The 22682-nt window shown below is 65.1% G+C and carries 26 protein-coding genes and 1 pseudogene; 14 read left to right on the top strand and 13 right to left on the bottom strand.

Going from position 1 to position 22682, the window contains the following annotated elements; genetic code table 11:
• Positions 1-69: 69 nt before the first annotated feature.
• Both ACVW1C_RS02545 and ACVW1C_RS02540 read right to left on the bottom strand, forming a co-directional pair.
• Complete coding sequence (locus ACVW1C_RS02545) at positions 70-1164, bottom strand: hypothetical protein (protein WP_456757037.1); 1095 nt, start codon at positions 1162-1164, stop codon at positions 70-72.
• Between the two features lie 277 nt (positions 1165-1441).
• Positions 1442-1885 carry a DMT family transporter gene (locus ACVW1C_RS02540; protein ID WP_456757036.1) on the bottom strand — a complete coding sequence of 148 codons (444 nt, stop codon included), beginning with the start codon at positions 1883-1885 and terminating at the stop codon, positions 1442-1444.
• Positions 1886-2045: 160 nt separating this feature from the next.
• Here ACVW1C_RS02540 and ACVW1C_RS02535 point away from each other — a divergent pair, with 160 nt between their 5' ends.
• Positions 2046-3668 carry an ABC-F family ATP-binding cassette domain-containing protein gene (locus ACVW1C_RS02535; RefSeq protein WP_456757035.1) on the top strand — a complete coding sequence of 541 codons (1623 nt, stop codon included), beginning with the start codon at positions 2046-2048 and terminating at the stop codon, positions 3666-3668.
• A 1-nt stretch (position 3669) separates the two neighbouring features.
• Here the strand turns inward: ACVW1C_RS02535 and ACVW1C_RS02530 are convergent, their stop codons facing one another.
• Complete coding sequence (locus tag ACVW1C_RS02530) at positions 3670-4302, bottom strand: DapH/DapD/GlmU-related protein (protein ID WP_456757034.1); 633 nt, start codon at positions 4300-4302, stop codon at positions 3670-3672.
• A 358-nt stretch (positions 4303-4660) separates the two neighbouring features.
• On the opposite strand from ACVW1C_RS02530, the gene ACVW1C_RS02525 reads away from it, so the two are divergent.
• Together ACVW1C_RS02525 and ACVW1C_RS02520 are read left to right on the top strand one after the other, a co-directional pair.
• On the top strand, positions 4661-4957 hold the full coding sequence (locus ACVW1C_RS02525) for an HU family DNA-binding protein (protein WP_456757033.1): 297 nt from the start codon (positions 4661-4663) through the stop codon (positions 4955-4957).
• A 111-nt stretch (positions 4958-5068) separates the two neighbouring features.
• Positions 5069-5953 carry an MBL fold metallo-hydrolase gene (locus ACVW1C_RS02520; RefSeq protein WP_456762983.1) on the top strand — a complete coding sequence of 295 codons (885 nt, stop codon included), beginning with the start codon at positions 5069-5071 and terminating at the stop codon, positions 5951-5953.
• Between the two features lie 24 nt (positions 5954-5977).
• Here the strand turns inward: ACVW1C_RS02520 and ACVW1C_RS02515 are convergent, their stop codons facing one another.
• From ACVW1C_RS02515 to ACVW1C_RS02505, 3 genes are read right to left on the bottom strand one after another with little or no spacing between them, the layout of a single operon-like run.
• A complete protein-coding gene (locus tag ACVW1C_RS02515) occupies positions 5978-6169 on the bottom strand; it encodes a hypothetical protein (RefSeq protein ID WP_244549439.1) in 192 nt (63 codons plus the stop codon).
• A 10-nt stretch (positions 6170-6179) separates the two neighbouring features.
• Positions 6180-6515 (bottom strand): PilZ domain-containing protein, encoded by a 336-nt coding sequence (locus ACVW1C_RS02510; protein WP_456757032.1) that lies wholly within the window; start codon positions 6513-6515, stop codon positions 6180-6182.
• Between the two features lie 8 nt (positions 6516-6523).
• Complete coding sequence (locus tag ACVW1C_RS02505) at positions 6524-7633, bottom strand: DUF2336 domain-containing protein (RefSeq protein ID WP_456757031.1); 1110 nt, start codon at positions 7631-7633, stop codon at positions 6524-6526.
• 312 nt (positions 7634-7945) lie between these two features.
• Here ACVW1C_RS02505 and ACVW1C_RS02500 point away from each other — a divergent pair, with 312 nt between their 5' ends.
• From ACVW1C_RS02500 to ACVW1C_RS02490, 3 genes are all read left to right on the top strand, one after another.
• Positions 7946-8557 carry a hypothetical protein gene (locus tag ACVW1C_RS02500; RefSeq protein ID WP_456757030.1) on the top strand — a complete coding sequence of 204 codons (612 nt, stop codon included), beginning with the start codon at positions 7946-7948 and terminating at the stop codon, positions 8555-8557.
• Complete coding sequence (locus ACVW1C_RS02495; protein ID WP_456757029.1) at positions 8523-8918, top strand: helix-turn-helix domain-containing protein; 396 nt, start codon at positions 8523-8525, stop codon at positions 8916-8918. The genes ACVW1C_RS02500 and ACVW1C_RS02495 overlap by 35 nt, the downstream gene beginning before the upstream one ends.
• Before the next feature lie 70 nt (positions 8919-8988).
• A complete protein-coding gene (locus tag ACVW1C_RS02490; protein WP_456757028.1) occupies positions 8989-9234 on the top strand; it encodes a PilZ domain-containing protein in 246 nt (81 codons plus the stop codon).
• 103 nt (positions 9235-9337) lie between these two features.
• On the opposite strand, the gene ACVW1C_RS02485 is transcribed toward ACVW1C_RS02490, so the two are convergent.
• Entirely contained in the window at positions 9338-9586 is a 249-nt protein-coding gene (locus tag ACVW1C_RS02485) for a hypothetical protein (RefSeq protein ID WP_456757027.1), read from the bottom strand.
• Positions 9587-9736: 150 nt separating this feature from the next.
• Here ACVW1C_RS02485 and ACVW1C_RS02480 point away from each other — a divergent pair, with 150 nt between their 5' ends.
• Together ACVW1C_RS02480 and ACVW1C_RS02475 are read left to right on the top strand one after the other, a co-directional pair.
• Entirely contained in the window at positions 9737-10414 is a 678-nt protein-coding gene (locus ACVW1C_RS02480) for a nitroreductase (RefSeq protein ID WP_456757026.1), read from the top strand.
• 236 nt (positions 10415-10650) lie between these two features.
• Complete coding sequence (locus tag ACVW1C_RS02475) at positions 10651-11814, top strand: acyl-CoA dehydrogenase family protein (RefSeq protein WP_456757025.1); 1164 nt, start codon at positions 10651-10653, stop codon at positions 11812-11814.
• On the opposite strand, the gene ACVW1C_RS02470 is transcribed toward ACVW1C_RS02475, so the two are convergent.
• Entirely contained in the window at positions 11811-12812 is a 1002-nt protein-coding gene (locus tag ACVW1C_RS02470) for a zinc-dependent alcohol dehydrogenase family protein (RefSeq protein WP_456757024.1), read from the bottom strand. The two genes, ACVW1C_RS02475 and ACVW1C_RS02470, sit on opposite strands and share 4 nt — an antisense overlap.
• A 97-nt stretch (positions 12813-12909) precedes the next feature.
• On the opposite strand from ACVW1C_RS02470, the gene ACVW1C_RS02465 reads away from it, so the two are divergent.
• Positions 12910-13764, top strand: a complete 855-nt coding sequence (locus tag ACVW1C_RS02465) for a LysR family transcriptional regulator (RefSeq protein ID WP_456757023.1) — start codon at positions 12910-12912, stop codon at positions 13762-13764.
• Here ACVW1C_RS02465 and ACVW1C_RS02460 read toward each other — a convergent pair whose 3' ends face one another.
• Positions 13765-15846 (bottom strand): methyl-accepting chemotaxis protein, encoded by a 2082-nt coding sequence (locus ACVW1C_RS02460; RefSeq protein WP_456757022.1) that lies wholly within the window; start codon positions 15844-15846, stop codon positions 13765-13767.
• Between the two features lie 167 nt (positions 15847-16013).
• A complete protein-coding gene (locus ACVW1C_RS02455) occupies positions 16014-16268 on the bottom strand; it encodes a hypothetical protein (protein WP_456757021.1) in 255 nt (84 codons plus the stop codon).
• Between the two features lie 179 nt (positions 16269-16447).
• Between ACVW1C_RS02455 and ACVW1C_RS02450 the strand changes: the two are divergent.
• Together ACVW1C_RS02450 and ACVW1C_RS02445 are read left to right on the top strand one after the other, a co-directional pair.
• Positions 16448-17039 (top strand): annotated as a pseudogene (locus ACVW1C_RS02450) (NADPH-dependent FMN reductase).
• Positions 17040-17072: 33 nt separating this feature from the next.
• Positions 17073-17855, top strand: a complete 783-nt coding sequence (locus ACVW1C_RS02445) for an SDR family NAD(P)-dependent oxidoreductase (RefSeq protein WP_456757020.1) — start codon at positions 17073-17075, stop codon at positions 17853-17855.
• Between the two features lie 10 nt (positions 17856-17865).
• Here ACVW1C_RS02445 and ACVW1C_RS02440 read toward each other — a convergent pair whose 3' ends face one another.
• Positions 17866-18249 carry a hypothetical protein gene (locus tag ACVW1C_RS02440; RefSeq protein ID WP_456757019.1) on the bottom strand — a complete coding sequence of 128 codons (384 nt, stop codon included), beginning with the start codon at positions 18247-18249 and terminating at the stop codon, positions 17866-17868.
• A gap of 176 nt (positions 18250-18425) precedes the next feature.
• Between ACVW1C_RS02440 and ACVW1C_RS02435 the strand changes: the two genes are divergently transcribed.
• A complete protein-coding gene (locus ACVW1C_RS02435; protein WP_456757018.1) occupies positions 18426-19055 on the top strand; it encodes a L,D-transpeptidase in 630 nt (209 codons plus the stop codon).
• A 75-nt stretch (positions 19056-19130) separates the two neighbouring features.
• Here ACVW1C_RS02435 and ACVW1C_RS02430 read toward each other — a convergent pair whose 3' ends face one another.
• Entirely contained in the window at positions 19131-20201 is a 1071-nt protein-coding gene (locus ACVW1C_RS02430; protein ID WP_456757017.1) for a hypothetical protein, read from the bottom strand.
• A gap of 377 nt (positions 20202-20578) precedes the next feature.
• Between ACVW1C_RS02430 and ACVW1C_RS02425 the strand changes: the two genes are divergently transcribed.
• Together ACVW1C_RS02425 and ACVW1C_RS02420 are read left to right on the top strand one after the other, a co-directional pair.
• Positions 20579-21160: a septal ring lytic transglycosylase RlpA family protein gene (locus tag ACVW1C_RS02425; protein WP_456757016.1), complete on the top strand. Its 582-nt coding sequence runs from the start codon at positions 20579-20581 to the stop codon at positions 21158-21160.
• Between the two features lie 410 nt (positions 21161-21570).
• On the top strand, positions 21571-21777 hold the full coding sequence (locus ACVW1C_RS02420) for a hypothetical protein (RefSeq protein ID WP_456757015.1): 207 nt from the start codon (positions 21571-21573) through the stop codon (positions 21775-21777).
• Positions 21778-21779: 2 nt separating this feature from the next.
• Here ACVW1C_RS02420 and ACVW1C_RS02415 read toward each other — a convergent pair whose 3' ends face one another.
• Positions 21780-22508, bottom strand: a complete 729-nt coding sequence (locus ACVW1C_RS02415; RefSeq protein ID WP_456757014.1) for a class I SAM-dependent methyltransferase — start codon at positions 22506-22508, stop codon at positions 21780-21782.
• Between the last annotated feature and the right edge of the window lie 174 nt (positions 22509-22682).

Here is a 22682-nt window from a genome sequence, read left to right as displayed (position 1 = left end):
TGTTGCGGCAAAGCGAAGATAATCGCAATGCCGCAATAGGTCGTAGCCTTCTCACTTGCAGATCTGGGCTCACTTGAGGTCGGCGATGGTGGCCGGTCCCGGACCCGGGGTGATCAGGGTCGGCCATTGCTTGGAACCGAACGGCACCAGCGGCGGCAGGAAGGTCGTCATGCCGCGCTTCTTGGTCTCGGCGATGATCGCCTCGCGTGCATCGCCCCCCATCAGTTCATAGTCCATCAAATGGTAGCTGCCGAAGAACAGCGCGCCCACCGAGCGGTCGGCGATGATCCGGGTCAGCGACTCCAGCATGTCCGACGGCGTGGTGGTGAAGGAGATCGTTTCGATCAGCATCAGGCGGCTGTTGATGGCGTCAGGCCCGAAGAACTGCGCCAGCACGCTGAAGATCACGTTGTTCTGCCGCGCCACATAGATCGTGTTGCTCGCACCATAGGTCTTGTCCCAATCCGGGCCGAGCTGGGTCTTCCAGTCGGCCATGACCGCCATCCAATGCGCGACCTGGGTCTGCGCGGCCCAGGCGACGTTCCTGGCGAGCAGCGGCGCCTGCTTCTTGCCGAAGGCTTCGAGCGTCGCGAAGGGGATCGCGCCGGCGGTGAGGCATTCATCCATGAAGGCGATGTTGTTCGTGAGGATGGCGCGGTTGTTGTCGCGCCAGTCCGCCTGCATTGGCGTGGCATCGAGCCCGTCGAGCGCCGATTGCATCCGGCTGCGATAGGCTTGCATCGAGCCGCGCCACGCCTTGTCCTCGGGATTGTTGACATAGGGGCCGACCACCTCGGCCAGCGCCATGGTGCTGTGGCCGACCGACTTGAGCAACTGATAGACGACCGGCACCTGCGGCGCTTCGGTCGGCGGCTTGCCGGGCCGGTACAGGATCAGGCGGCCGCCGGCGCCGGAGAACAGGCCGAGGATCACCGGATGCTTGTCGAGGATGTTGTTCTGGAAGATCCGCGCCGCATCGCCATAGAGCTCGAACATGCCGGTGTTGAGCGCGAGCACGTCCTTGGTCGCAATATCGGCCGGCGTGGAGGTGGTCTTGCCCGAGATCGGCGCCATGTAGTCGGGCAGCGACTGGGCCAGCGCCGCACCACCGCTGCCGAGCAGCATTGCTAGCGCAGCGACGACCAAACGGAAATGATGGGTCATGTTGTGCTCCTTGCAACCTCCGACCCACGCCGAAGCCGGGGATGCGGCCTCTCGACGCTGGCGGGATGCGCAATTCTTTTGACGCAGATGAACAGGGAGGGTCGGTCCCGCATGACGCAACACGACGAGGGCGGGTGCTTACAGCTAAGCGACGAATCGGCGGGTGTCCACACCCGGCGACTACGCGAGTGGTTGCGTCATCACGTCATTCGACGCCGGATTCAGCGGAGATTTCTCATTCAGGGAATCATTCGCATCGACCGGCTTGTCGATGGCCTCAATCCTTGATCAGAAGCACGCCGCCGATGATCAGCGCGATGCCGGCCAGTCGTGAAATCGATATCGGATGCTGCGTCAGCCCGAACACGCCGAAATGGTCCATCGCGATGCCCGCGGTCATCTGACCAGCGACCACCAGCGCCAGCAAGGTTGCGGCGCCGAGCGACGGCAGCAGCAGGATCATCAACAGGATGAAGACGCCGCCGAGGATGCCGCCGCTCCAGGCCCACCACGGCACAGCCGATACCAGTTTCCAGGACGGCACCGGCTCCCGCGTCGCGACCAGCACGACCGCCATCGTCACGAAACCGCCGAGATAGCTGACGAGCCCGGCCCAGGCCGGCGAGTTCAGGGCGGACCGGAGGTTGCCGTTCAGGACCTGTTGAACAGCCACGGCGATGCCGGCGCCGAGCGCGAGCAGATAGAGAAAACAGACTTGCATGTGACGCCCCAAACCGGTCGCTGAAGTATTTCATGTCATATTCGATCGGCAACGTTCGTGGCATGCGTAAAGCACGGCGCGAAACCCCAAGGATTGGGCTTCCACCCACGTCCCAGATCGAATAAGAGGCCGCAAACCCTCAGTTCCCCCGTATAAGAGCATGATCCGCCTCGATAACGTCTCCAAGCAAGTCGGCCACCAGATCCTCTTCATCGAAGCCTCAGCGGCGCTCCAGAAGGGCGAGAAGATCGGCCTTGTCGGACCGAACGGCGCCGGCAAGACCACGCTGTTCCGGATGATCTCGGGCCGGGAAACCCCCGATGAAGGCCAGGTCTCGCTCGATCGCGGCATCTCCATCGGCTATTTCAGCCAGGATGTCGGCGAAATGTCCGGCCGTAGCGCAGTCGCCGAGGTGATGGATGGGGCGGGACCCGTCAGCGTGGTGGCAGCCGAGCTTCGGGAACTCGAGGCCGCGATGGCCGACCCCGACAAGGCCGATGAGATGGACGACATCATCGCACGCTATGGCGAGGTGCAACACCAGTTCGAGGAGCTCGACGGCTACGCGCTCGACGGCCGTGCGCGCGAGGCGCTGTCCGGTCTCGGCTTCAGCCAGGAGATGATGGACGGCGACGTCGGCAAACTCTCCGGCGGCTGGAAGATGCGCGTCGCGCTGGCGCGTATTCTTCTGATGCGTCCCGACGTCATGCTGCTCGACGAGCCGAGCAACCATCTCGATCTGGAAAGCCTGATCTGGCTGGAGCAGTTCCTGAAGGGCTATGAGGGCGCGCTGCTGATGACCTCGCACGACCGCGAGTTCATCAACCGCATCATCAACAAGGTGGTCGAGATCGACGGCGGCCAGCTCACCACCTATTCCGGCAATTACGAATTCTACGAACAGCAGCGCGCGCTCTCCGACAAGCAGCAGCAGGCGCAGTTCGAGCGGCAGCAGGCGATGCTCGCCAAGGAGATCAAGTTCATCGAGCGTTTCAAGGCGCGCGCCTCGCACGCAGCTCAAGTGCAGAGCCGGGTCAAGAAGCTCGACAAGATCGAGCGGGTCGAGCCGCCGCGGCGGCGGCAGACGGTGGCGTTCGAATTCCAGCCGGCGCCGCGTTCCGGCGAGGACGTCGTCAGCCTGAAGAACGTCCACAAGGCCTATGGCAGCAAGCGCATCTATGACGGGCTCGACTTCATGATCCGCCGCAAGGAGCGCTGGTGCGTGATGGGCATCAACGGCGCCGGCAAGTCGACGCTGCTGAAGCTGGTCGCCGGTTCAACCGAACCGGATGACGGCGCTGTCGCGGTCGGCGGCAGCGTCAAGATGGGCTATTTCGCCCAGCACGCGATGGACCTGCTCGACGGCGAGCGCACCGTGTTCCAGTCGCTGGAGGACGCGTTTCCGCAAGCCGGGCAGGGCTCGTTGCGCGCGCTCGCCGGCTGCTTCGGCTTCTCGGGCGACGATGTCGAGAAGAAGTGCCGGGTGCTCTCGGGCGGCGAGAAGGCGCGGCTCGTCATGGCCAAGATGCTGTTCGATCCGCCGAACTTCCTGGTGCTGGATGAGCCGACCAACCATCTCGATCTCGTCACCAAGGAGATGCTGATCAATGCGCTCTCCGAGTTCGAGGGCACCATGCTGTTCGTCTCCCACGACCGACACTTCCTCGCCGCGCTCTCCAACCGCGTGCTGGAACTGACGCCGGACGGCATCCACCAATATGGCGGCGGCTACACCGAATACGTCGCGCGCACCGGGCAGGAAGCGCCGGGATTGCGGAGTTAGCTCACGTTTTCCACCGTGCGCAGAACGCCTCGACGTCGCCGGACTGGAATTCCGGTAGCCGCTCCCAGATGGTTTCGGGTGGCCAGTTCCACCAGGCGATCTGCGACAGCTCGGCCGCGATCTTGCGGTTGAACCGCTCCTTGATCGGCCGCGCCGGCACGCCGCCAACGATGGTGTAGGGCGCGACATCGCGCGAGACCACCGCACCGGCCGCGAGCACCGCGCCGTCTCCGACGGTGACGCCGGGCAGCACGATCACGCCATGGCCGATCCAGACGTCGTTTCCGATCACGACGCGGTCGGCGCGCCGATCGCTGAAGAAGCCATGATCGCGCTCGGCAGAGGCCGAGTAGTATTCAGAGCAATAGGTGAAACGATGCTGCGAGGGACGCTCGATCGGATGATTGGGCGCGCCGATCCGGACTTGCGCCGCGATCGCGCAGAACCGGCCGATCTGGGCGTCGGCGACGAGGCAGCCGCTGCCGAGGTAGGAGTAATCGCCGAGCTCGGTGTATTCGATCGCGGTGTCGCCGAGGACCTCGCAGCAACGGCCGACCTTGACTTCCCGCAGCTTCACCGTCGGCTCGATGACGGTTTCGGCAAGCTTCGGGCGGGTTGGGTTCGATTCAGTCATATGATTGTCCTTGATCGGGCATTCGCGCGGTGTGGTGTTTATCACGGCGAGCGGGCAAGGCGACGGTTGTTCGCAGTTTGCTGCCGCGGCCTGGTTCTTGAACTCGTCGACAACGGCAATCGCCCTGCAAGTCCGCGCGCGGAATCAAGGCGCTAACCGGGTCGAGAAATATACACTGCGGATTGTTGCGCATCGAAGGTATTGCGATTCGCATGCTTGCGTTTCAGGCCTCGATAGGTTCTAAGCCCGTGACTTCATGACCGTTGGCATGAACAAGAAGTGCGCTGCGTGGCTCTACCACATTCTGGACAGAGTTACATCGTAGCTCGCGCGCCCCCCAAATTCAGAGGATTTCAGCATGGCCAAGATGACGAAGAATCAATTGATCGACGCGATTGCCGAGGGCACGCAGATATCGAAGAACGATGTGAGGACCGTCATCGAGCATATGGCGACTGTTGGCTACAAGGAGCTGAACGAATCCGGCGAGTTCGTCATTCCTGGCTTTGTGAAAATGTCTATCGTGCATAAGCCTGCCACGGAAGCTCGCAGCGGTATAAATCCTTTCACGAAAGAGCCGATGGAATTTGCAGCGAAGCCGGCAAGCAAGTCGGTCAAGGCGTCACCCCTCAAGGTCGCCAAGGACGCTGTTTAAAGACTACGGTTTGCGGCAAGCCACGCACGCAAGCAATGCAACGGCGCATGGCCTGCCGCGCTGTGTCCGGCTTGTCCGGCTCAGCATCGCCCGCTACGCTTCTCAAAAAAAATAGCGGGAGCGAAGCGAATCAGGATCGGCGACATTACGATCGACGCGGTGATCGAGCGCGAGGGGCCATGGCGGCGGCCGCAGGATTTCTTCCCGACCTATGACGACGATGTGTTCAAGCACCACCTGAAGACCATGGAGCCGGAGGTCTTCGACGCCGCGCGCGGCATGATGTTGATCACTTATCAGACCTTTGTGGTGCGGACGCCGCGCTACACCATCCTGGTCGACACTTGCACCGGCGAGGACAAGGGACACCCGCCGCCGTTCGACTTCCCGGGCAAGGAGCGCTGGCGCAACGAGCTGTTCGCGCTCGGCATCTCCTATGAGCAGATCGACTACGTGTTCTGCACCCATCTGCATATCGATCACACCGGCTGGAACACGACGCTGCGCGACGGCCGCTGGGTGCCGACCTTCCCGAACGCTAAATACGTCTTCCACAAGGGCGAGTATGCCGCCTGGGAGGCCGAGAACGCCAAGGGCGCCAATCCGCCCGGCACGGTGTTTCGCGACAATTGCCTGCCGATCGTCGAAGCCGGGCAGGCGCTTCTCGTCGACGACGACTATGCGCTCGACGACACCGTCACGCTGACGCCGACGCCGGGCCATTCGCCCTGCCATTGCTGCGTCAACATCTTCTCGAAGGGGCAGCGCGCTGTGGTCGCCGGTGACCTGATGCACCACGCGATCCAGTGCCGCGAACCGGACTGGTCGGCAAAGCCCGACTGGGACCCGAAGCAATCGGCGGTCTCGCGGCGAAAGTTCTTTGCCTCCGTTGCCGGGACCGACACGCTGATCCTGCCGATCCATTTTCCGGCCCCCACGGTCGGCCTGATCAAGGCGGACGGCGACCGCTTCGACTATCGCTTCAAGCGCGAGTAGCCGGCGCGGGCGTTCTGGGCAATGTCAGCCGGACCGCGCCGTGCTGGTCCGGCGCGGAACCTGGGTCAGAAACCGCTCGAGATCGCTGCACAGGCGGTGGGCGAGCTCTTCGTCGATCTCGAACGTCGCGATGGTGCCAGCGCACTCGATTGCGATGGTGCCGCGCAATGGTGCGGCGGAGACCGCCGATACCGCGATGCTTGTTGCTCTCTGCATGGTCATGTCGTCAACTTCCCCTCGGGCCGGTTGCCGCCAATCCTGATCTCGGAATGACGGCGCGTCCCTTTCGCTTTCGTTCTTCGATGAATCGTACGCCGATCTCGGTGCCGTCGACACGAACCAGCTCGCAGCGGCGGAACGCCAGTCCGCGCGAGGACAAGACCAGGAAGAACTCCTGGGCCTTCAGCACATCAAGCGTTCCGTCGACCTCGAGCCGGGCACCGCTTTGCGAGACGTCGAGCAGGATGCAGCTCCGCCGCCACGTGCCGTCGCCCCCCATGAGATTGACGGGATGGCGCGTCTCAAGCTTGACGCGCTCCGCCCTGCGGTCACCATACGTCATTGCGCCACTCACACTGCCTGAAGGGGTTTCGCAGCCAGCTCGCTTAGCGACCCAAACCGGATCGTGCGCTGCGCGTTTGAGAGCGGCAGTGCCTCGAACATCTTCCGGGCTTGCTCAAGCTGATCCGGTGGGACCCTGGACCCGGCCGTCCGGTAGCTCACGATGGTGGCCGCCGTATTCCAGTTCAGCCGCGATGCGCGGCAGGCGATCACGAGCCCGCTGATGTCGGCGGCTTCCATCAGCGGCGCGATCGTCTCGATCGGAACGGTCGCGAGTTGCGCCAGCGCCGCGACGACGTTGTGGACTTCCTGTCGGATTGCGAAGCGGTTGACGCTGGAATCGTTCAGCTGTCCGGAATTGTTGAGGGCCATCACCGTGGCCCGCGCCTCCGCATAGTCGATCGTGGCTGGTGGGCTTGCGGAGGCGCGGGCTGCGCCGGCATCAATGGCGGCGCGGATCGCGTGCCGGATCTCGGGGCGCGCGTTCTTGAGCAGCCGGGCTTGCTGGCGCGGCGTGGATCGCACGACGAGGTCGGCAAGAACGCGGTGAGGCAGGTCCTTGCGCGAGATCAACGCGGCTGCGATGTCCTCGTCGCGCTCGGCGGCATCGACCATCATGGCAAGGCCTGCGTTGGTCATGTCGGCGCCGGGATTGCCTGCGAGAGCGCGAAGCACATTGCTGTCGCCGCGCATCAGCAGAATGTCCGTGAGCTCCTGGTTGACGGCCTTGCGTCCTGCGATGGCGCAGAGATGTCCCTCGGCCCGCATCCAGGCAATGTCGATCAGATCGGCGTCCAGAATGCAGTCGCATTTTCGCAGGATCGGGGCGGCGACATCGGCATCGTCATGGTTGGCGAGGCGACGGGCGAGCTCCCGCGGCACCAGGCGCAAGTCGGCGAGCGAGCGGCTGAGCGTGGTGAGCGTCCGCAGCTCGACGCTCTCAATCAGACGGATCAGGATGTCGTCGAACAGCCCGACCTGGTGCTCGCTGAGGCGGTGAGCGTCGTCGAGAAACAGCCCGGCCACCTCCTGCAGCATGCGCGTGCGGAGGTCTGGGGGACCGGCTTTCAAGACGTGGTCGAGCTTGGCAATAAGATCGGGCGAGGCAATGGCTGTCATTGCGGTCCCTAAAAATGCTCCGCGACGGGGAACAGCATCGTTCCCAACGTCAATCTGCTCCCCGAATCTTTAATGGGGGTATAGAAATTGATGTGGAGGCTGATCCCAACGGTGGATATCCCGGCAAACACTATCGAAATTCGGCAGTAGCGCTATTTTCCCAGATTGTCCGGTTCAACCAACGGACCGCATTTTTGCTGATTGAGCTCATTGGACGATTCGTATTTTGTGCATGAAGTTTATCAACGCGGCGGGCGCGCTGTGCGCAGCGCCGTGTGCAAATTTTAGAGACCATTTCACAGGAGCGGTCATTTGACGGCGCCATTGCTGGTGCCGAGAGTCTTCCGTTTTGACGATGTTGATGCATTCCGGAGTTCGATCCGAGATCTGGATGTTGATTTCACGCCACTTGCGCGGAAGATTTCGGCCGAGCAGGTCATCCTGAGTTTGCCGGGATGCGAGCTCAACTACACGCAGTCCTTTCCGCGGATCGTCGACGCGCAGCTTGCGCGGCAGACCACCGCGGTCGGCTTCACGATGGATGACGGCGTTCCGATGCGGTTCAATGGCGTCGAGCGCGATCGTGCGGTACTCGTGCTCGGCGGCGGCGGCGCGTTCTACACCTCCGTGGAGGAGACGCCCCGCCAATATGTCTCGATGATGTTCACGCCCGAGATTGTCGACCGCGGTTGGCCGAGTGCCGGGCTCCATTTCAGCATTCACGAGGTCTCTCAACGTGCGCAGGATCGGCTGCGCGAAGTGGTGAGACAGGTTCTGCTCGTCACGTCAGACCAGGTCACGATTGCGGAGTTCGCGACGGGCGCGTCGATCAAGGAGACACTGCTCGCCGCAATCGACAACGCGTTCGCCGAGATCGTGCCGGCCAAGTGTGGCGACGCGGGCGAACACGACGCGCCAGTTTAAGGTCTTCAACGACGCGCGCGCCATCCTGGCCGGCGACGTCGCTCACCCGATCTACAGCGGCGAACTCGCCCGGCAGATCGGCGTGTCGGTGCGCACGCTGCATGACGCGATCCAGCGCTACCGGGGCGTCAGCCTGCATCGCTATCTGCGGCTGCGCCGGCTCTGGCTGGTCCGCCGGCAACTGCTCGCCGGTGCGCCCAGCGTCAAGGCCTGTGCGCTGGCCTACGGGTTCTGGCACCTCAGCGATTTTTCGCGGAGCTACCGGTCGCAGTTCGGGGAGGCGCCATCGGAGACACTGGCGGCCTCGCGGCGTGCCGGCGTCGCGCCCGCCGATCCGGCTGGCGGCAGACACGATTCGTAACAATTCGCCTGAACGGAATCTTAACGGCCGCCGAGGAATCTGTTGGTACGATTCCACCAGAGGCGGGCTGATGCATCCCCGACGATTTGCGCGTGTTCGTCCGACAGGATGTGTATCCAGCGTGGTCAAGCTCCAGCTCGAACCGAAGGGGCCGCTGATCGAATGCCGGCTGGTGGATTATTCCGCCGGCGGGGCCTGCCTGGAATTCTCCAAGCCCGTCCAGTTGCCCGAACGTTTCGAAATGTTTCACGGCAACACCCGGAAGCGTTGCCGGCGGGTCTGGAGCAAGGGCGTCCGGGTCGGCGTCTCGTTCTGAGGACACCGATCAACAGCAGTTCGGGCCGCGCCCTGCGCGACCCGATCGAGTCTCGATGTAGTCTGTCCCGATTGATGCGGCTAAATAAGCGCCGGCGAGGGGCTCAGGCGCCGCTCTGGCACTTCTTCATGAACGAGGTCTTGGCCGCGCCGGCGAGCTTCTTGCCGTCGGAGCCTACCGCCTTGGCCTCGCAGGTATCCATCGTGCACTTCTTCATGAACGAGGTCTTGGCCGCGCCAGCCAGCGGCTTGCCGTCCTTGCCGACGGCCTTCGTCTCGCAGGAGGCGTCCTGTGCAAATGCCGAACCGGCGGCAAAGGTCGCGATCACGGCCGCCAAGAAAATCCGCTTCATCTGGGTTCTCCCTAAACCAAACCAGTGGCCGGATTGGATATCGGATTCTTGGCCCGATCAAGTTCCCACAGCCGAATTTGTCTATAAAATACCCGGATTGCCGTGAGAAATTTCCGTGTGCAGCGCGGAACAAAATGGGGGAAACGCGGAATGGAATTCGAGACGCTGGTACAGACACGCAAAAGCGTGCGCGGGTTCAAGAAGCAGCCGGTGTCCCGAGCGACCGTCGAGGAGATCATCGAGGTGGCCAAGCGTGCGCCGTCCTCGATGAACACCCAGCCCTGGCACGTCCATGTCCTGACCGGGGCGCCGCTGGAAGAAGTGCGCCGCCGCAACATGGAGGAGATGATCGCCGGCGCCAAGGCCAAGCGCGACATCATCAGCCACGGCGAGTACCAGGGCGTGCACCGCGGTCGTCAGGTCGACATCGCCAAGAAGCTGTTCGGCGCCATGGGGATTGCCCGCGACGACAAGCCGATGCGGCAGGATTGGGTGCTGCGGGGCTTCCGGCAGTTCGACGCCCCGGTCTCGCTGGTCCTGGCTTACGACCGGATCCTCGATCCCGGCGCGGTCTGCCATTTCGACCTCGGCGCGCTCTGCTACGGCATCGTACTGGCAGCCTGGGATCGCGGCCTCGGCAGCGTGATCAACGGCCAGGGCATCATGCGCTCCGATATCGTGCGCGAGGTCGCCAACATCCCGGAAGACCAGGTGATCATGACCTGCGTCGCGATGGGCTATCCCGATGATAGCTTCGCCGCCAATGCGGTGCGGTCGGACCGCGAGGCCAACAGCGATTTCGTCCGCTACGTCGGCTTTGCCGACTAGAGCGACGCCGACCGCTTGCTACAGCGACAACGACGTCGTGCTGCGCAGTCGTTCGTTCGCTGCGCCGGCACGTCCGGCGCAATTGCGCGCGCGCTGACCGCGCCGCGGGATATTGAATTCCGCACCGTGAAACCCTCGCGCGACAGTGAGCGTGCGCGCGCGTTTCCGCTATTTGTGCCGACAAGAAATGCGCTACTGGTTTTGTGAAGCGAAACAGCACAGGCGAGGAATCTCAGATGAGCGATGACGAACAGACAGCCATGATCCGCGAGACCGTCGCGAGATTCGTCGATCGCGAACTCATCCCGCTCGAGCCGCAATATCTGAAATCGAAATTGCCCGGCAGCGATCATCCCGAGCTCACCTCGGAGCAGCGCAAGCGGCTGCGCGATGTCTCGAAGGAGCTCGGCCTCTGGGGCCTCGATGCGCCCGAGGATCTCGGTGGGCACGATTTGCCGACGCGCACGATGGCCGCAGTGCATGAAGAGCTCGGCCGCAGCTGCGTGCCCTTCGTGCTGCCGCCGGATTCGCCGAACCTGCGCATGCTGCAGGCGGTCGGCACCGAGGCGCAGAAGAAGAAGTATCTGCAGCCCTATATCGAGGGCCGGATGGCGTCGGCGATTGCGATCTCCGAGCCCGGCGCCGGCGGCGATCCCGCGGGCATGAAGACGCGCGCGGTGCTCGAAGGCGAGCAGTGGGTGCTGAACGGCCGCAAGATCTGGATCAGCAATGCGCGCGCCGCCGACTTCATCATCGTGATGGCGCGCGTCGGCAACGACCAGCGTCAGGGCGGCATCACTTCCTTCATCGTCGAGAAGGGCACGGCGGGCTTCATCATCGAGCGCGAGATCCCGATGGTCGGCGGCGGCTCGACCTATGAGATCGTGTTCGAGGATTGTCGCATACCGAAGGACTCGGTGCTGGGCGAGGTCGGCAAGGGCTATGCGCCGATGCAGCTGCGCCTGCGCACGCGGCGGCTCGAGATGGGATCGACCTGTGTCGGCATCACCAAGCGCGCGCTCGACATGATGTGCGAGCACGCCAAGCAGCGCGAGACGTTCGGCGTCAAGCTCGCCGAGCGGCAGGCGATCCAGTGGTGGATCGCCGACATCTCCACCCGCATGCATGCCTGCCGGCTGATGGTGCGCGAGGCCGCCGACAAAACCGATCGCGGCGAGGACATCCGCCACGAGGCCTCGATGATCAAGGTGTTCGCGACCGAGATGGCCTATGACGCCTGCGACCACGCCATGCAGACGCTCGGCGCGCTCGGCGTGACGCTGGAATTGCCGCTGAACGCGCTCTGGCAGAAGGCCCGCCTGATGCGGGTGTACGAGGGCCCGAGCGAGGTCCATCGCCAGGCGATCGCCCGCCGCGTGCTCGGCCTGCGCGGAGGTTAAGTCGCGACGTCCACCACCACCTTGCCGGTCGCGGTCCGGTCCCGGATCGCGGCATGCGCCTCGGCGATCGCCGCCAGCGTGAAATGGCGCGGATCGAGGTGCGGCGCGACCTTGCCCCTCTCGACCAGTCGCGTCGCCTCGCGCAGGATCTCGCCGTGATGCGCGCGGCCTTCGCCGGTCAAAAGCGGCAGCAGCGTGAACACGCCGGAGTACGTTGCGGCACGAAAGGACAGCGGCGCCAGCGCGTGCGTGCCCCAGCCGAGCGCGCTGACGACATGGCCGAAGCGCCGCACCGCATTGAAGGAGGCGTCGAGCGTCGCGCCACCGACGGTGTCGAACACGATGTCGAAGCCGCGGCCTTGCGTGTGGTGGGCGACGTAATCCGCAACGGTCTCGCTGGCGTAGTCGATCGGCGTCGCGCCGAGACGCTCGATGAGGGGCACGCTGTTCGCCGAGCCGGTGGCATAGACGTGGGCGCCAGAGGCACGCGCGATCTGGATCGCGACATGGCCGACGCCGCCGGCGCCGCCGTGGATCAGCACTTTCTGGCCGGCGGTCACATGCGCACGATCGACCAGACCTTCCCACGCGGTGATGAAGATCAGCGGCAGCGCCGCCGCTTCGCGCATGGTGAGATTGGCAGGCTTCGGCGCCAGCAGATCGGCATCGAGGGCGGCGTAGTCCGCAAGCGAGCCTTGCAAGCCGCCGACGCCGCCGGTCATGCCATAGACCTCGTCACCCCTGCGGAAGGCCGTGACATTAGCACCGACGGCCTCGACCACGCCGCTGAGATCTATCCCGAGGATGGCTGGCAGCGGCTGCCGCGCATGCACGGCCTGACCGGCGGCGACCTTGAGGTCGAGTGGATTGACGCCGCTGGCCTTGATGCGGACCAGCACCTGCCCTGGACTTGCCTGCGGCCGCACGATGTCGGTCAGGCGAAAAGGCTTGGCGGGTGCGTCGAGTATCGCGGCCTGCATCGAGGATTGGTCGGTCATGTCGGGCTCCTTGGTTGCACCTAATCTGACGACATCAATATTGTTTGGAAATATACATTTCTGTACAGTTTTCATTCATTTTTGAATGGGCGGACCAATGGAATGGAGCGATCTGACGGTCTTCCTCGCCATCGCGCGGGAGGGCACGCTCGGTGCGGCGGCGCGCAAGCTCGGGCAGAGCCAGCCGACCATGGGGCGGCGGCTGCGCGAACTCGAAGCGTCGCTCGGCCAGACGCTGTTTCAGCGCACCGCCGACGGCTTTGTGCTGACCGACGAGGGCGCAAGTGTGCTCGTCCATGCCGAGCGGATGGAGGAGGAAGCCGAAGCCATGCAGCGCCAGGTCGCCGGACAGGATCGGCAGCTCGACGGCCTGCTGCGGATCTCGTCGTCGGACTGGTTCGGCGCGCATCTCCTGACGCCGGTGCTCGCCGAGTTTGCAAAGCTTCAGCCGCGGGTCGTGGTGGAGCTGTTGACTGATGCGCGGCTGTACAGCCTGCCACGCCGCGAGGCCGACATTGCGTTCCGCATCACGCCGTTCGACGAGGCGGAGGTGATCTCGCGGCGGCTGATGCACATCGCCTACGGCGTCTATGTGCGGGCCGACAGCTCGCTAGCACCGAAGCCGGGCGATGGGCGCGGCACGCCGCTGATCACGATGGACACGGCGTTCGGCGGCATGCCCGATGCGGTCTGGCTGAAGCAGATGCTGCCCAATGCCCACATCGTCTCCCGCAGCAACAATCGCCAGGTGCAGGCGAGGATGTGCGCGGAGGGCGCCGGCATCGCGGTGCTGCCGCGTCCGCTGGCAGATTCAATGAACGACTTGCGTTTGATCGATCTCGGCGCGCCCCCTCCGGAGCGTGACACATTTGTCGGCTATCATCGCGACCTGAAGCGGCTGGCGCGCCTGCGCGCGCTGCTCGATCTCCTGATCGACCGGCTCGCGAATTAGCTACGCCGCCCGCACGTCGGAGAGGAAGCGGTTGACCTGGCCGGCGAGGTCCTTGGACTGCGTCGAGAGCTGCTCGGCGGCGCCCAGCACCTGGGTTGCCGCCGCGCCGGTGTCGTCGGCGGCGCGCTGCACGCCGGAGATGTTGGAGTTGACTTCCCGGGTGCCGCGCGCGGCTTCCTGAACGCTGCGCGAGATCTCCTTGGTCGCCGAGCCCTGTTCCTCGATCGCGGCGGCAATCGCAGTGCCGATCTGGTCGATCTCGGTGATGACGTCGACGACGCTCCGGATCGCGGTCACGGTCTCGTCGCTTGCGGTCTGGATCGCGGTGATCTGCTCGGAAATCTCCGTGGTCGCCTTCGCGGTCTGCCCGGCCAGCGACTTCACTTCAGAGGCGACGACGGCAAAGCCGCGGCCGGCCTCGCCGGCGCGGGCCGCCTCGATGGTGGCGTTGAGCGCGAGCAGGTTGGTCTGCGCCGCGATGCTCTGGATCAGCGTCACGACGTCGCCGATCTTCTGGGCGCCCTCGGCCAGCGAGCGCGCGGTGTCGCCGGTGCGCCGGGCATGGTCGACGGCACGTGCGGCGATCTCGGTCGAGGTCGCGACCTGGCGGGCGATCTCCGAGATCGAGGAGGTCAGTTCCTCGGTCGCGCTCGCTACCGTCTGCACGTTGGTCGAGGTCTGGTCCGACGCCGCGGCGACGACTGCGGCCTGACGGTTGGTGGCGGCCGCGGTGGCGGACATCGATTGCGCCGTGTCCTCCATCACCGACGACGCGGCAGACAATCCGCCGACCAGTTCGGTGACCTTGGCTTCGAAGGCGCGGGTCAGATCGTCGAGCACGCGGGCGCGGCGCATCTTGACGTCGTTCTCGGCTTCCTTCTCGCTGGCGAGGCGATCGGCTTCGATCCTGTTGTCCTTGAACACCTGCACGGCGGCGGCCATCGCGCCGATCTCGTCGTTGCGCGCGGCGCCCGGGATCGCCTCGGCGACGTCGCCAGCGGCGAGGCGCGACATCCGGCCGGTGAGGGCGGCGATCGGGTTGAGGATGCGGCGGCGGACCACGACGATGAGGCCGGCACTTACCGCAACGACCGCGAGCAGCCCGATCAGCGCGATCACGAAGCTGAAGCGCGCCGACGAATAGGCGCTCGCAAGGACCTGCTCGGCATTCTCGTAGAACGCGTCGCGCACGGTGATGATGGCGGCGAGGCCGATCTGCGATTCCGGATAGTAGGTGTCGAGATCCAGCTCGTACTTGCCCGTCACCGCGCCTTCCTTGGCAAGCTTCAGCGCCTTGCCGAAGCGCTCGACATAATCGGCCTGCATCTTGCCGAGCGCCGTCATGACGTTCGCCGGCGTCGCTGGATTATTGCGCAATTCCTGCAGCGTCGAGAGGATCTGCTCGGTCCGGCCGGTGGAGCGGTAGAGTTCCAGCTTCTCCGGCTCGGTCGCGACGCGCTTGGCGCCGACCAGCGCCTTGTGCAGGCTGGCGTTGAGGCCGCCGGTGTCGCGCAGCATCCAGGCAACGTTGGCGTAGCTGGCCTGGCGATAGGCATTGCCGTCGAGGCCAGCGAGGCGGCGCACCTGCTCGTCGAGCAGCGTGGTGACACCGGCGTTGAACACGGAATTGTCGGCGACGATCTTGCCGGCGGCGGCGCGGCGGGCATCGGCCGGACCTGCGATTGCAGTCGCGATGGCGTCGCGCAGCCCGGCAAACTTCACCTTCAGCGCGTCGATCTCGCGCGCGATGGCCTCGCCATCGTCGAGCGAGCCCGGCAGGGTGGCACGCACCTGATTGACCTTGGCCAGCGCGCCGTCGGTCAGCTGGCGCTGACGGTCGAGTTCGGCGATCTGCTTCGGATCGATCGTGCCGCCAGCGAGCAGCAGGTTGGTGGCGTAGCCACGCTCGGGGTTCATGTAGCGCGGGATATCACCGACGGCGCGGACGATCTCGAGCCGGCTCTGCGCGGTCGAGACCTTGTCCATGGTCTGGTACTTGGTCGCCGCGACATAGGCCGCCAGGCCGCCGCCGACCGCGGACAATGAGACGATCGCGGCCGTCAGGAGAGTACCGATTTTCATGGGATGCGCGCCATTTCTTGACGAGAGAGGGAAGGCCTCAACCGTACCGGGTGCGCATTAAGCTTGGGTTTATGATGCGGGAGCCGGGGCGGTCCCGCACATTCGCATTGTCCGAAAGTCGGAGGCGCCGGGCCGTTCGGCCGCGCGTGGCGGCACGGCGGTGACGATCAGCGCTCGTTGTCGTCAGCGCCCTTGGTCGCGGCGCGGCGCAGGGTCGGGCCGCTGGAGCCGGCCTCGCCACAGGGGAGCTGGTTCCACGTGCCGTCGGCGGCCTGCTGGTAGGCCTGGCAGCCGGGCGAATTGGTTGTGGTGGCGGCTTTTTCGTCGGCCTTCTGCCGCTCGGCACTCTTCGCCAGCGCCGGCGTGGCAATGGCAGCGATGGCCGCGAGCGAGCCTGCGAAGACCAGCTTTGCGATCCGCATGTCGGGTTCTCCTTCTCGAAGCGAAAAACATATCCAGAAAACAAATCTGGCAATTTTTGGCCGCGGCGAGGGACCTGCGACGAATTGCTTAATGCCGGGAAACGCGCCGGAAAAGCCGTTAACATCTGCGCGCCAGCCGCAGGACGGCTGTCGCAGCGCCGTGGTAGGATCGCGCCATCATGACCCACCGCATTCTCGTTCTGTACGGCTCCTATCGTTCGGATCGCATGGGCATCCGCCTGGCGCACTTCGTCGTCGACGGCCTTCGTGTGCGCGGCAACGATGTCGAGTTGATCGACGCCAAGGAGGTCGGCCTGCCGATGCTCGACCGGATGTACAAGGAACATCCGAAGGGCCAAGCGCCGGCCGTGCTCGAAACGCTCGCCGGAAAGATCCGCGACGCCGACGGCTTCCTGTTCGTCACCGGCGAGTACAATTGGGGCATCCAGCCCGGGCTGAAGAACCTGACCGATCATTTCCTCGAGGAATGGTTCTGGCGTCCCGCGGCGATCGCGAGCTACTCGGCCGGGCGTTTCGCCGGTGCGCGCGCCGCGACCGCCTGGCACGGCACGCTGTCGGAGATGGGCATGGTGGTGGTGTCGAGCACGATCAGCGCGGGGCCGATCGCGCAGACCCTGTCCGCCGAAGGCAAGCCGATCGGCGAGGGCGGCAAGTCGCTCGAACGCGCCTTTCCACGCTTTGCCGACGACTTCACCTGGTGGATCGAAGCCGCCAAGGCACAGCGGGCGCGCAAGGGCGCCGCCATACTGAGCACAGGGCTGCACGTCCTCGGAGACAGGCATCATGAGCCTCTTCACATCGCCTTTCGATCCCGCGCGCGAGGCAGCCCTGGTGACCGGCGCCGGCAACGGCATTGGCCGGGCCATTGCGCAGGCCCTGGTCGGCGAAGGCGTGCGCACGGTGTTCGCCGACCTGCATGAGGACAAGGTATCGGCCGCCATCAAGTCCGCTCCCCGTCCCGATCTCGCCGTACCCTGGGTCGGCGATCTCGCGCAACGTGCGGCGTGCGACGCCCTGCTGGCACATGCGCAAGCCGCGGTCGGGCAGGTGACGCATTTCGTCCATAGCGCCTCGCCGCCGCGGCGCGAGGCCGATCATGCGATGGCGGTCGATGAAGAGACCTGGCGGCAGATGCACGCGGTCAATCTCGATGCGGGCTTTCATCTGTCGCGCGAACTGGCGCGCAAGCTGATCGCGGCGAAGACGTCTGGCGCATTTCTGCTGCTCACCTCGCTGCACGCCGGCACGCCGCGCAACCTGCCGCATTACTCGACGGCGAAGGCCGGCATGACGATGCTGGTGAAGGAGCTTGCCAAGGGCTGGGGCCGCTACGGCATCCGCGTCAATGCGCTGGTGCCCGGTGCGATCGCGGCCGGCGGCTTCGTCGCCGATCCCGCGCTGGCCAAGCACGTTGCGCTCGGGCGGCTTGGCCAGGCGGACGATCTCGCGCCGATGGCGCTCGCCGTGCTCTCGCACAAGCTCTCCGGCTACGTCACCGGCGCATCGATCGTGGTCGATGGTGGCCTGTCGCTGACCAACTGGTTCGCGCCGCCGGACTTCGATTGAGAATCGAAACCTACTCCTTGGTCCTGATGTAGCCCGCCAGCCGGGTCTTCTGGTCCTGGCACCAGGTCGTCATGCTGCCGGCGCGGCGCTGGTCGAGGTCGGTGGTCTGGGTTGCGATCGCGACTTCGGTCATCAGGTCGTCGGCCTGCTTCTCACCCATCTTGCCGCCGGTGTGCATGTAGGCGATCGCCTTGCGCACCTGCTCGGTGGTGCCGTCGGGCAGGTGCATGTCCTGCGCTCGCTGCACGAGGTCCTGATAGACGAGATCGGTGCCGGGGCACTCGACCTTGGCAGCAAACGCCTGCAGCACCATGGTGACATAGGCCGCGCGCGGATCGGCGTGGGCCGGCGTTGCCGCGACGATCAGGCCGCCGATCAGCAGAGCGTAACGCATCGAATTCCACCCGATGTTTTAGACATTTTGCCGCAAGGCTAGCGTCCGCGGGAACCGACTGCAACCGGAAGGACACACTTGCCGAAGGAACCGATCAAACAGCCGTGTTCCAATCTGCGCTGCCACGATTTCAGCACGATTTCGGCAGCAAGTGCCACAACTTGACGCAGGGGAGAATGATCGTGTCGAAGCTGGGGCTTGCTGCGGTGCTGATGGGTTCGCTCGCACTTGGCGGCTGCATGCAGGCGACGCTGTCGCCGGTGACGGATGCCGCGATGACGCCGCGTGATCGGCAGTTGCTGGCGCATCCGCCCTATGCGGAGGCCAAGATTCCGGATCAGTTCCAGCGCCACATTGTCGATTACACACGGAAGGAGCAGCCGGGTTCGATCCTGGTCGATACCGATGCGCGCTATCTCTATTACGTGCTGCCCGGCGGCAAGGCGATCCGCTACGGCGTCGCGGTCGGCGAGGAGGCGATGGCCTTCTCCGGTGTGGCCACCGTCGGTCGGATGGCGGAGTGGCCCGATTGGGTTCCGACCCAGGATATCCAGGAGCGGCTCGGACCGTATCCGAAGCGTGTCGCTGGCGGACCGGCCAACCCGCTCGGTGCCCGGGGCATCTACCTCTACCAGGGCAACAAGGACACGCTGTACCGCATCCACGGCACCAACCAGCCGGAATATATCGGGCAGGCGATCTCGTCGGGCTGTATCCGCATGAACAATGCCGACGTCATCGATCTCTACCAGCACGTCAAGCCGGGCGCGACCGTGGTCGTGCTGCCGCCGGGACAGAGCGCGTAATTCGCATATTGATGTGCAAAGGCGCCGATTGCGTCATCGCGATCGGCGCCTTTTCTTTCACCCGTTAGCAGGTCGTCAGCGCAGCGGCATCGGCGGCCGAACCACCGGGCCGTTATCATCAGCATCGACAACAGAGGACTGCTGCGATTGCACCGGCCGCGGCGCGGCAGCCTGCGGTGCGACTGTGGCGGGCGCCGGCAGCGGCGCTGCTGATGCCGGCGGTGGCGGCGGGATGTAGGCCTGTGCCGGCCGGCGGATCGGCGGCGGAGCAGCAGCCGTGCGTGGCGCCGTCGTGGGTGTCGTGATTGCGGCACGCGGGCGCGGCGCGACCGGCCGCGGTTCGACGGCCCTGGTCTCGGTCGTCCTTGCGACCCGCTGCGTCAACTGATCCTGGCTCGCCTTCAGCTGATCGATGCTGGTCTTGAGCTGCTCGATCTGCTGTCCCATCGACGCGAGATCGCGTGCCATCGACTGCAACAACTGCGTTTGGTCGGGTGCGGCTGCGGCTGGTGCCACCGGGGCAACCGTCGCCGCCGCTGCAGCGGGTGCTGCGGCCGCCGCTGGCTGCGCTGCAGCGACGTCCTGTGGCGCAGCCGCCGGGGCAGCCCCAGCCGGCTGGTCGGCGGCAGCCGCCTGCGCGGGCGGCGGGCTCGCCTGGTCGGCAGCGGGAGTGGCTCTGCCTGGCAGCAGCGACGTCAGGGCCTCGACCTGGGGCACGTACTCCGCCACGACCTGCTTGACGCGATGGCCGTAGTGTTGCCACGCCGCGGTGCCCATGGCGCCGGCGATCGCGAACACGAACCAGAAGGCGCGGATCGCCCATTTGTTGGCGGGACGCGGCGCGCGTTCCAGTCTGATGTCGTCCAGCCTGCCGTCATGGCTTGCGGCGCTGTACTCCGGCGCGGCCGGCGGCGCCGTCACCGGTATCGGCGTCACCGGTGGCACCGAGGCGACCGTGGCGGCGGGCGCGACCGATGGCGTGGAAGAGGGCGCGAGGCTCGGGCCGAACCAAGGCTCGCGCTGCCCCGCCGCTCCCTTGGCGGCGGGTGCCGGCGCGGTGGCGGCATTGTCCGGGCGGGTTGCAGTGAAGCTAGGTTCGATCGCGAAAATATCGTGCGGATCTGCGTCTTTCAGTGTCGATTGCATGGCGGTCCCCGTTTCAGTCCAAGGTCAACCGCAAATGGGCGGCCGGCAATTTGAGCTCTGTATCGACCCCTGGCCCTGGCCCCACGACTCCAGTCCGGTTTGACCAAAGCAAGGCGAGAGGGTGGAGAGGTTGGGGAGTTTCGGGAACCAAACTGGGAGCCGAGGGGCGGTCGCCGACCTGCGTCCCTGGGGAAGCTCCGGGGTCGTATGTCCGGGCGAATCTCCCTGGTTGTGTGGCACATCCACCACAGCCGAGGGGAAATCGGGTCGCCTGCGGCCCGTCCGACCGCGCTCCGCCACCGTTCCGCCCCGATTGGATTCGGCCATGCGGGTGTTGGATTTTCGGCTTGGGCTGGGGCGCGAGTTGGGGATGCAACATGTCACGCGACGATGCAGTCATTTCGTACGTCGACGTCAATCGCAGCATGCGCGTTGCCGCGCCGGCAATTCGGTTGGCTCGTGCGGGAAAGCCGCTGCGGCTCTGCGCCATCGTGATCGGCGCCGCGTCGCTTGCGGCCTGTGCGCAGTCCTCCGTCGTCAGCCAGCGCTCGCAGGCGCTTGCGAGCCGGTCGGTGTCGGCCGAGCCGACGCGGGCTGCGTCGTCGGCGACGCGCACACGTGTCGCAACCGCGCGCAAGCACACGCCGTACGCCTCACGCAAAGGCGGCGAGACCAGGATCGCGTCGCAGGGCGTCGCGAGCTTCTACAGCGACGAGCAGGAGACCGCGAGCGGCGAGAAGTTCAACGCGCACGAACTGACCGCCGCGCATCCGACATTGCCGTTCGGCACCAAGCTGCGCGTCACCGACGTCAAGACCGGCCGTTCGGTCACCGTGCGTGTCAATGACCGCGGGCCCTACGTTCCCGGGCGCATCGTCGACGTCTCGTATTCTGCCGCACAGTCGCTCGGCATGATCGGCAAGGGCGTCGCGAATGTCAGGCTCGACGTGGTGCAGTGAGCTGCGTCGCAAGCCAAGGTTCGGGAATTTTGCCGGCTGGATCGGGAAAAAGTCCCGGCATTGCAGGCGCTTTAATCCTGTTGTCCGAACGCTGGCAACAAATAGAATTGATGCCGCTACTTCCCGCGCTCTCCTTTTCCAGGCGCGTGGATTTCAACCCATTGAACCTTCCCCGCCTTGGCGTCCCACCGAGGCGGGGTTTTTCTTCGAGGCACGCGCGCTGAGCGCGTTCACAGGATGGGCCTGAGCCATCTGCGGCAAGACCACATGCTGGATTGCCGACCTTGATGGGTAGGTTGAGCTCGCCGCGACCGCACGTTGCGCTCTGCCGTATCTGGCGCCTGCGCTTCCACCAAATTGTCATGCTCCCGGCGAATTGCGGCCCAACGCCGCTGCCAACACACCGCCGAATGGGTGAAGTCGGCGAGGGACACGCGTTGGCCTACAAGATGATCGCAGAACGCGAGAACGAAACGGTCAGGATCGAGCGGGAGAGCACCTTCATCATCGTCGCCAAGGCCAAGGTCTGGGCGAGCGAGGGATGGCAGGTCGTGATCACCGACACGGACGGAAAATCATACCCGCCCGAGGAGTTCGACAAGCTGCTTGCGGCGTAATGCTAGCGCTGCGCTGACACCAGCATCATCATCGGCCGTTCGAGTTCGTCGGCCAGTTCGGGCACAGCCTTGATCTGCTCCCGCGTCGGGGAGAATTCCTCGACATGGCGAAGCGTGAAGCCGGCGCCGATCAACGCATTGAGCGTGGTGCCGACGGTGCGGTGATATTTCAGCACGCCCTTCACATACCAGTCGGTCCGGCGTTCGCCTTCGATGAAGTAGCCGTTGACCGGCCACGTCTTGCGGCCGTCCTGGTCCTGTCCCCAGCCGGGATGGGCGGCGGCCATGTAGATCGGATGCTCGATGGTGAAGACCAGATGCCCGTCCGGGACGAGGGTGCGATACAGCATGCGCGCCAGGCGATCGAAGTCCCTGATGTAGTGGAAGGTGAGAGCGCTGTAGGCGAGGTCGAACGTGGCCTTTGGCAGCTCCAGCGTTTCGAGGTCAGCGATCTCGTAGGCGATGGCCGGATCCCGCGTCATCGCCGTGGCGCGCGCGATCATGTTCTGCGAGAGGTCGACGCCGAGCACGCCGGAGGCGCCTTGCTCGCGCATCCAGCGCGACACCCAGCCGAAGCCGCAGCCGAGATCGACCGCGCGCTTGCCTGCGATGTCGGGCAGCATAGCGCGGATCGCGGGCCATTCGGGCGCGCCGAGCAGCCCGCGGACCTGCCGCGGCAGCTGGCTGTAGCCGGCGAAGAAGCCGGGATCGTCATAGATGTTCTGCGCCATGGGTCCGGCAATTCAAGAGGATACCGAGTCCCCCTCTGTCTAATCGCCGACGCAGCGCGTGGAAACCGCTGATTATGCGGCGCCGGCCGGGATGGTGGAACCAGACGCGGCGTTCGGCGGTTTTGGAGTCAGTCCGCGGGACGCGCGGTCACGCCTGTCCCTGCGGCGTCAGAC

Source organism: Bradyrhizobium sp. USDA 4011 (assembly GCF_054063415.1).
This window is presented reverse-complemented; position numbering and strand designations above follow the sequence as displayed.

Bases quoted from the DNA above. Each gene is read 5' to 3' on its own strand.
- ACVW1C_RS02545 (WP_456757037.1), bottom strand. From the start codon at position 1,164: ATGACCCATCATTTCCGTTTGGTCGTCGCTGCGCTAGCAATGCTGCTC.
- ACVW1C_RS02540 (WP_456757036.1), bottom strand. From the start codon at position 1,885: ATGCAAGTCTGTTTTCTCTATCTGCTCGCGCTCGGCGCCGGCATCGCC.
- ACVW1C_RS02535 (WP_456757035.1), top strand. From the start codon at position 2,046: ATGATCCGCCTCGATAACGTCTCCAAGCAAGTCGGCCACCAGATCCTC.
- ACVW1C_RS02530 (WP_456757034.1), bottom strand. From the start codon at position 4,302: ATGACTGAATCGAACCCAACCCGCCCGAAGCTTGCCGAAACCGTCATC.
- ACVW1C_RS02525 (WP_456757033.1), top strand. From the start codon at position 4,661: ATGGCCAAGATGACGAAGAATCAATTGATCGACGCGATTGCCGAGGGC.
- ACVW1C_RS02515 (WP_244549439.1), bottom strand. From the start codon at position 6,169: ATGCAGAGAGCAACAAGCATCGCGGTATCGGCGGTCTCCGCCGCACCA.
- ACVW1C_RS02510 (WP_456757032.1), bottom strand. From the start codon at position 6,515: ATGACGTATGGTGACCGCAGGGCGGAGCGCGTCAAGCTTGAGACGCGC.
- ACVW1C_RS02505 (WP_456757031.1), bottom strand. From the start codon at position 7,633: ATGACAGCCATTGCCTCGCCCGATCTTATTGCCAAGCTCGACCACGTC.
- ACVW1C_RS02490 (WP_456757028.1), top strand. From the start codon at position 8,989: ATGCATCCCCGACGATTTGCGCGTGTTCGTCCGACAGGATGTGTATCC.
- ACVW1C_RS02485 (WP_456757027.1), bottom strand. From the start codon at position 9,586: ATGAAGCGGATTTTCTTGGCGGCCGTGATCGCGACCTTTGCCGCCGGT.
- ACVW1C_RS02480 (WP_456757026.1), top strand. From the start codon at position 9,737: ATGGAATTCGAGACGCTGGTACAGACACGCAAAAGCGTGCGCGGGTTC.
- ACVW1C_RS02475 (WP_456757025.1), top strand. From the start codon at position 10,651: ATGAGCGATGACGAACAGACAGCCATGATCCGCGAGACCGTCGCGAGA.
- ACVW1C_RS02470 (WP_456757024.1), bottom strand. From the start codon at position 12,812: ATGACCGACCAATCCTCGATGCAGGCCGCGATACTCGACGCACCCGCC.
- ACVW1C_RS02465 (WP_456757023.1), top strand. From the start codon at position 12,910: ATGGAATGGAGCGATCTGACGGTCTTCCTCGCCATCGCGCGGGAGGGC.
- ACVW1C_RS02460 (WP_456757022.1), bottom strand. From the start codon at position 15,846: ATGAAAATCGGTACTCTCCTGACGGCCGCGATCGTCTCATTGTCCGCG.
- ACVW1C_RS02455 (WP_456757021.1), bottom strand. From the start codon at position 16,268: ATGCGGATCGCAAAGCTGGTCTTCGCAGGCTCGCTCGCGGCCATCGCT.
- ACVW1C_RS02445 (WP_456757020.1), top strand. From the start codon at position 17,073: ATGAGCCTCTTCACATCGCCTTTCGATCCCGCGCGCGAGGCAGCCCTG.
- ACVW1C_RS02440 (WP_456757019.1), bottom strand. From the start codon at position 18,249: ATGCGTTACGCTCTGCTGATCGGCGGCCTGATCGTCGCGGCAACGCCG.
- ACVW1C_RS02435 (WP_456757018.1), top strand. From the start codon at position 18,426: ATGATCGTGTCGAAGCTGGGGCTTGCTGCGGTGCTGATGGGTTCGCTC.
- ACVW1C_RS02430 (WP_456757017.1), bottom strand. From the start codon at position 20,201: ATGCAATCGACACTGAAAGACGCAGATCCGCACGATATTTTCGCGATC.
- ACVW1C_RS02425 (WP_456757016.1), top strand. From the start codon at position 20,579: ATGTCACGCGACGATGCAGTCATTTCGTACGTCGACGTCAATCGCAGC.
- ACVW1C_RS02420 (WP_456757015.1), top strand. From the start codon at position 21,571: ATGGGTGAAGTCGGCGAGGGACACGCGTTGGCCTACAAGATGATCGCA.
- ACVW1C_RS02415 (WP_456757014.1), bottom strand. From the start codon at position 22,508: ATGGCGCAGAACATCTATGACGATCCCGGCTTCTTCGCCGGCTACAGC.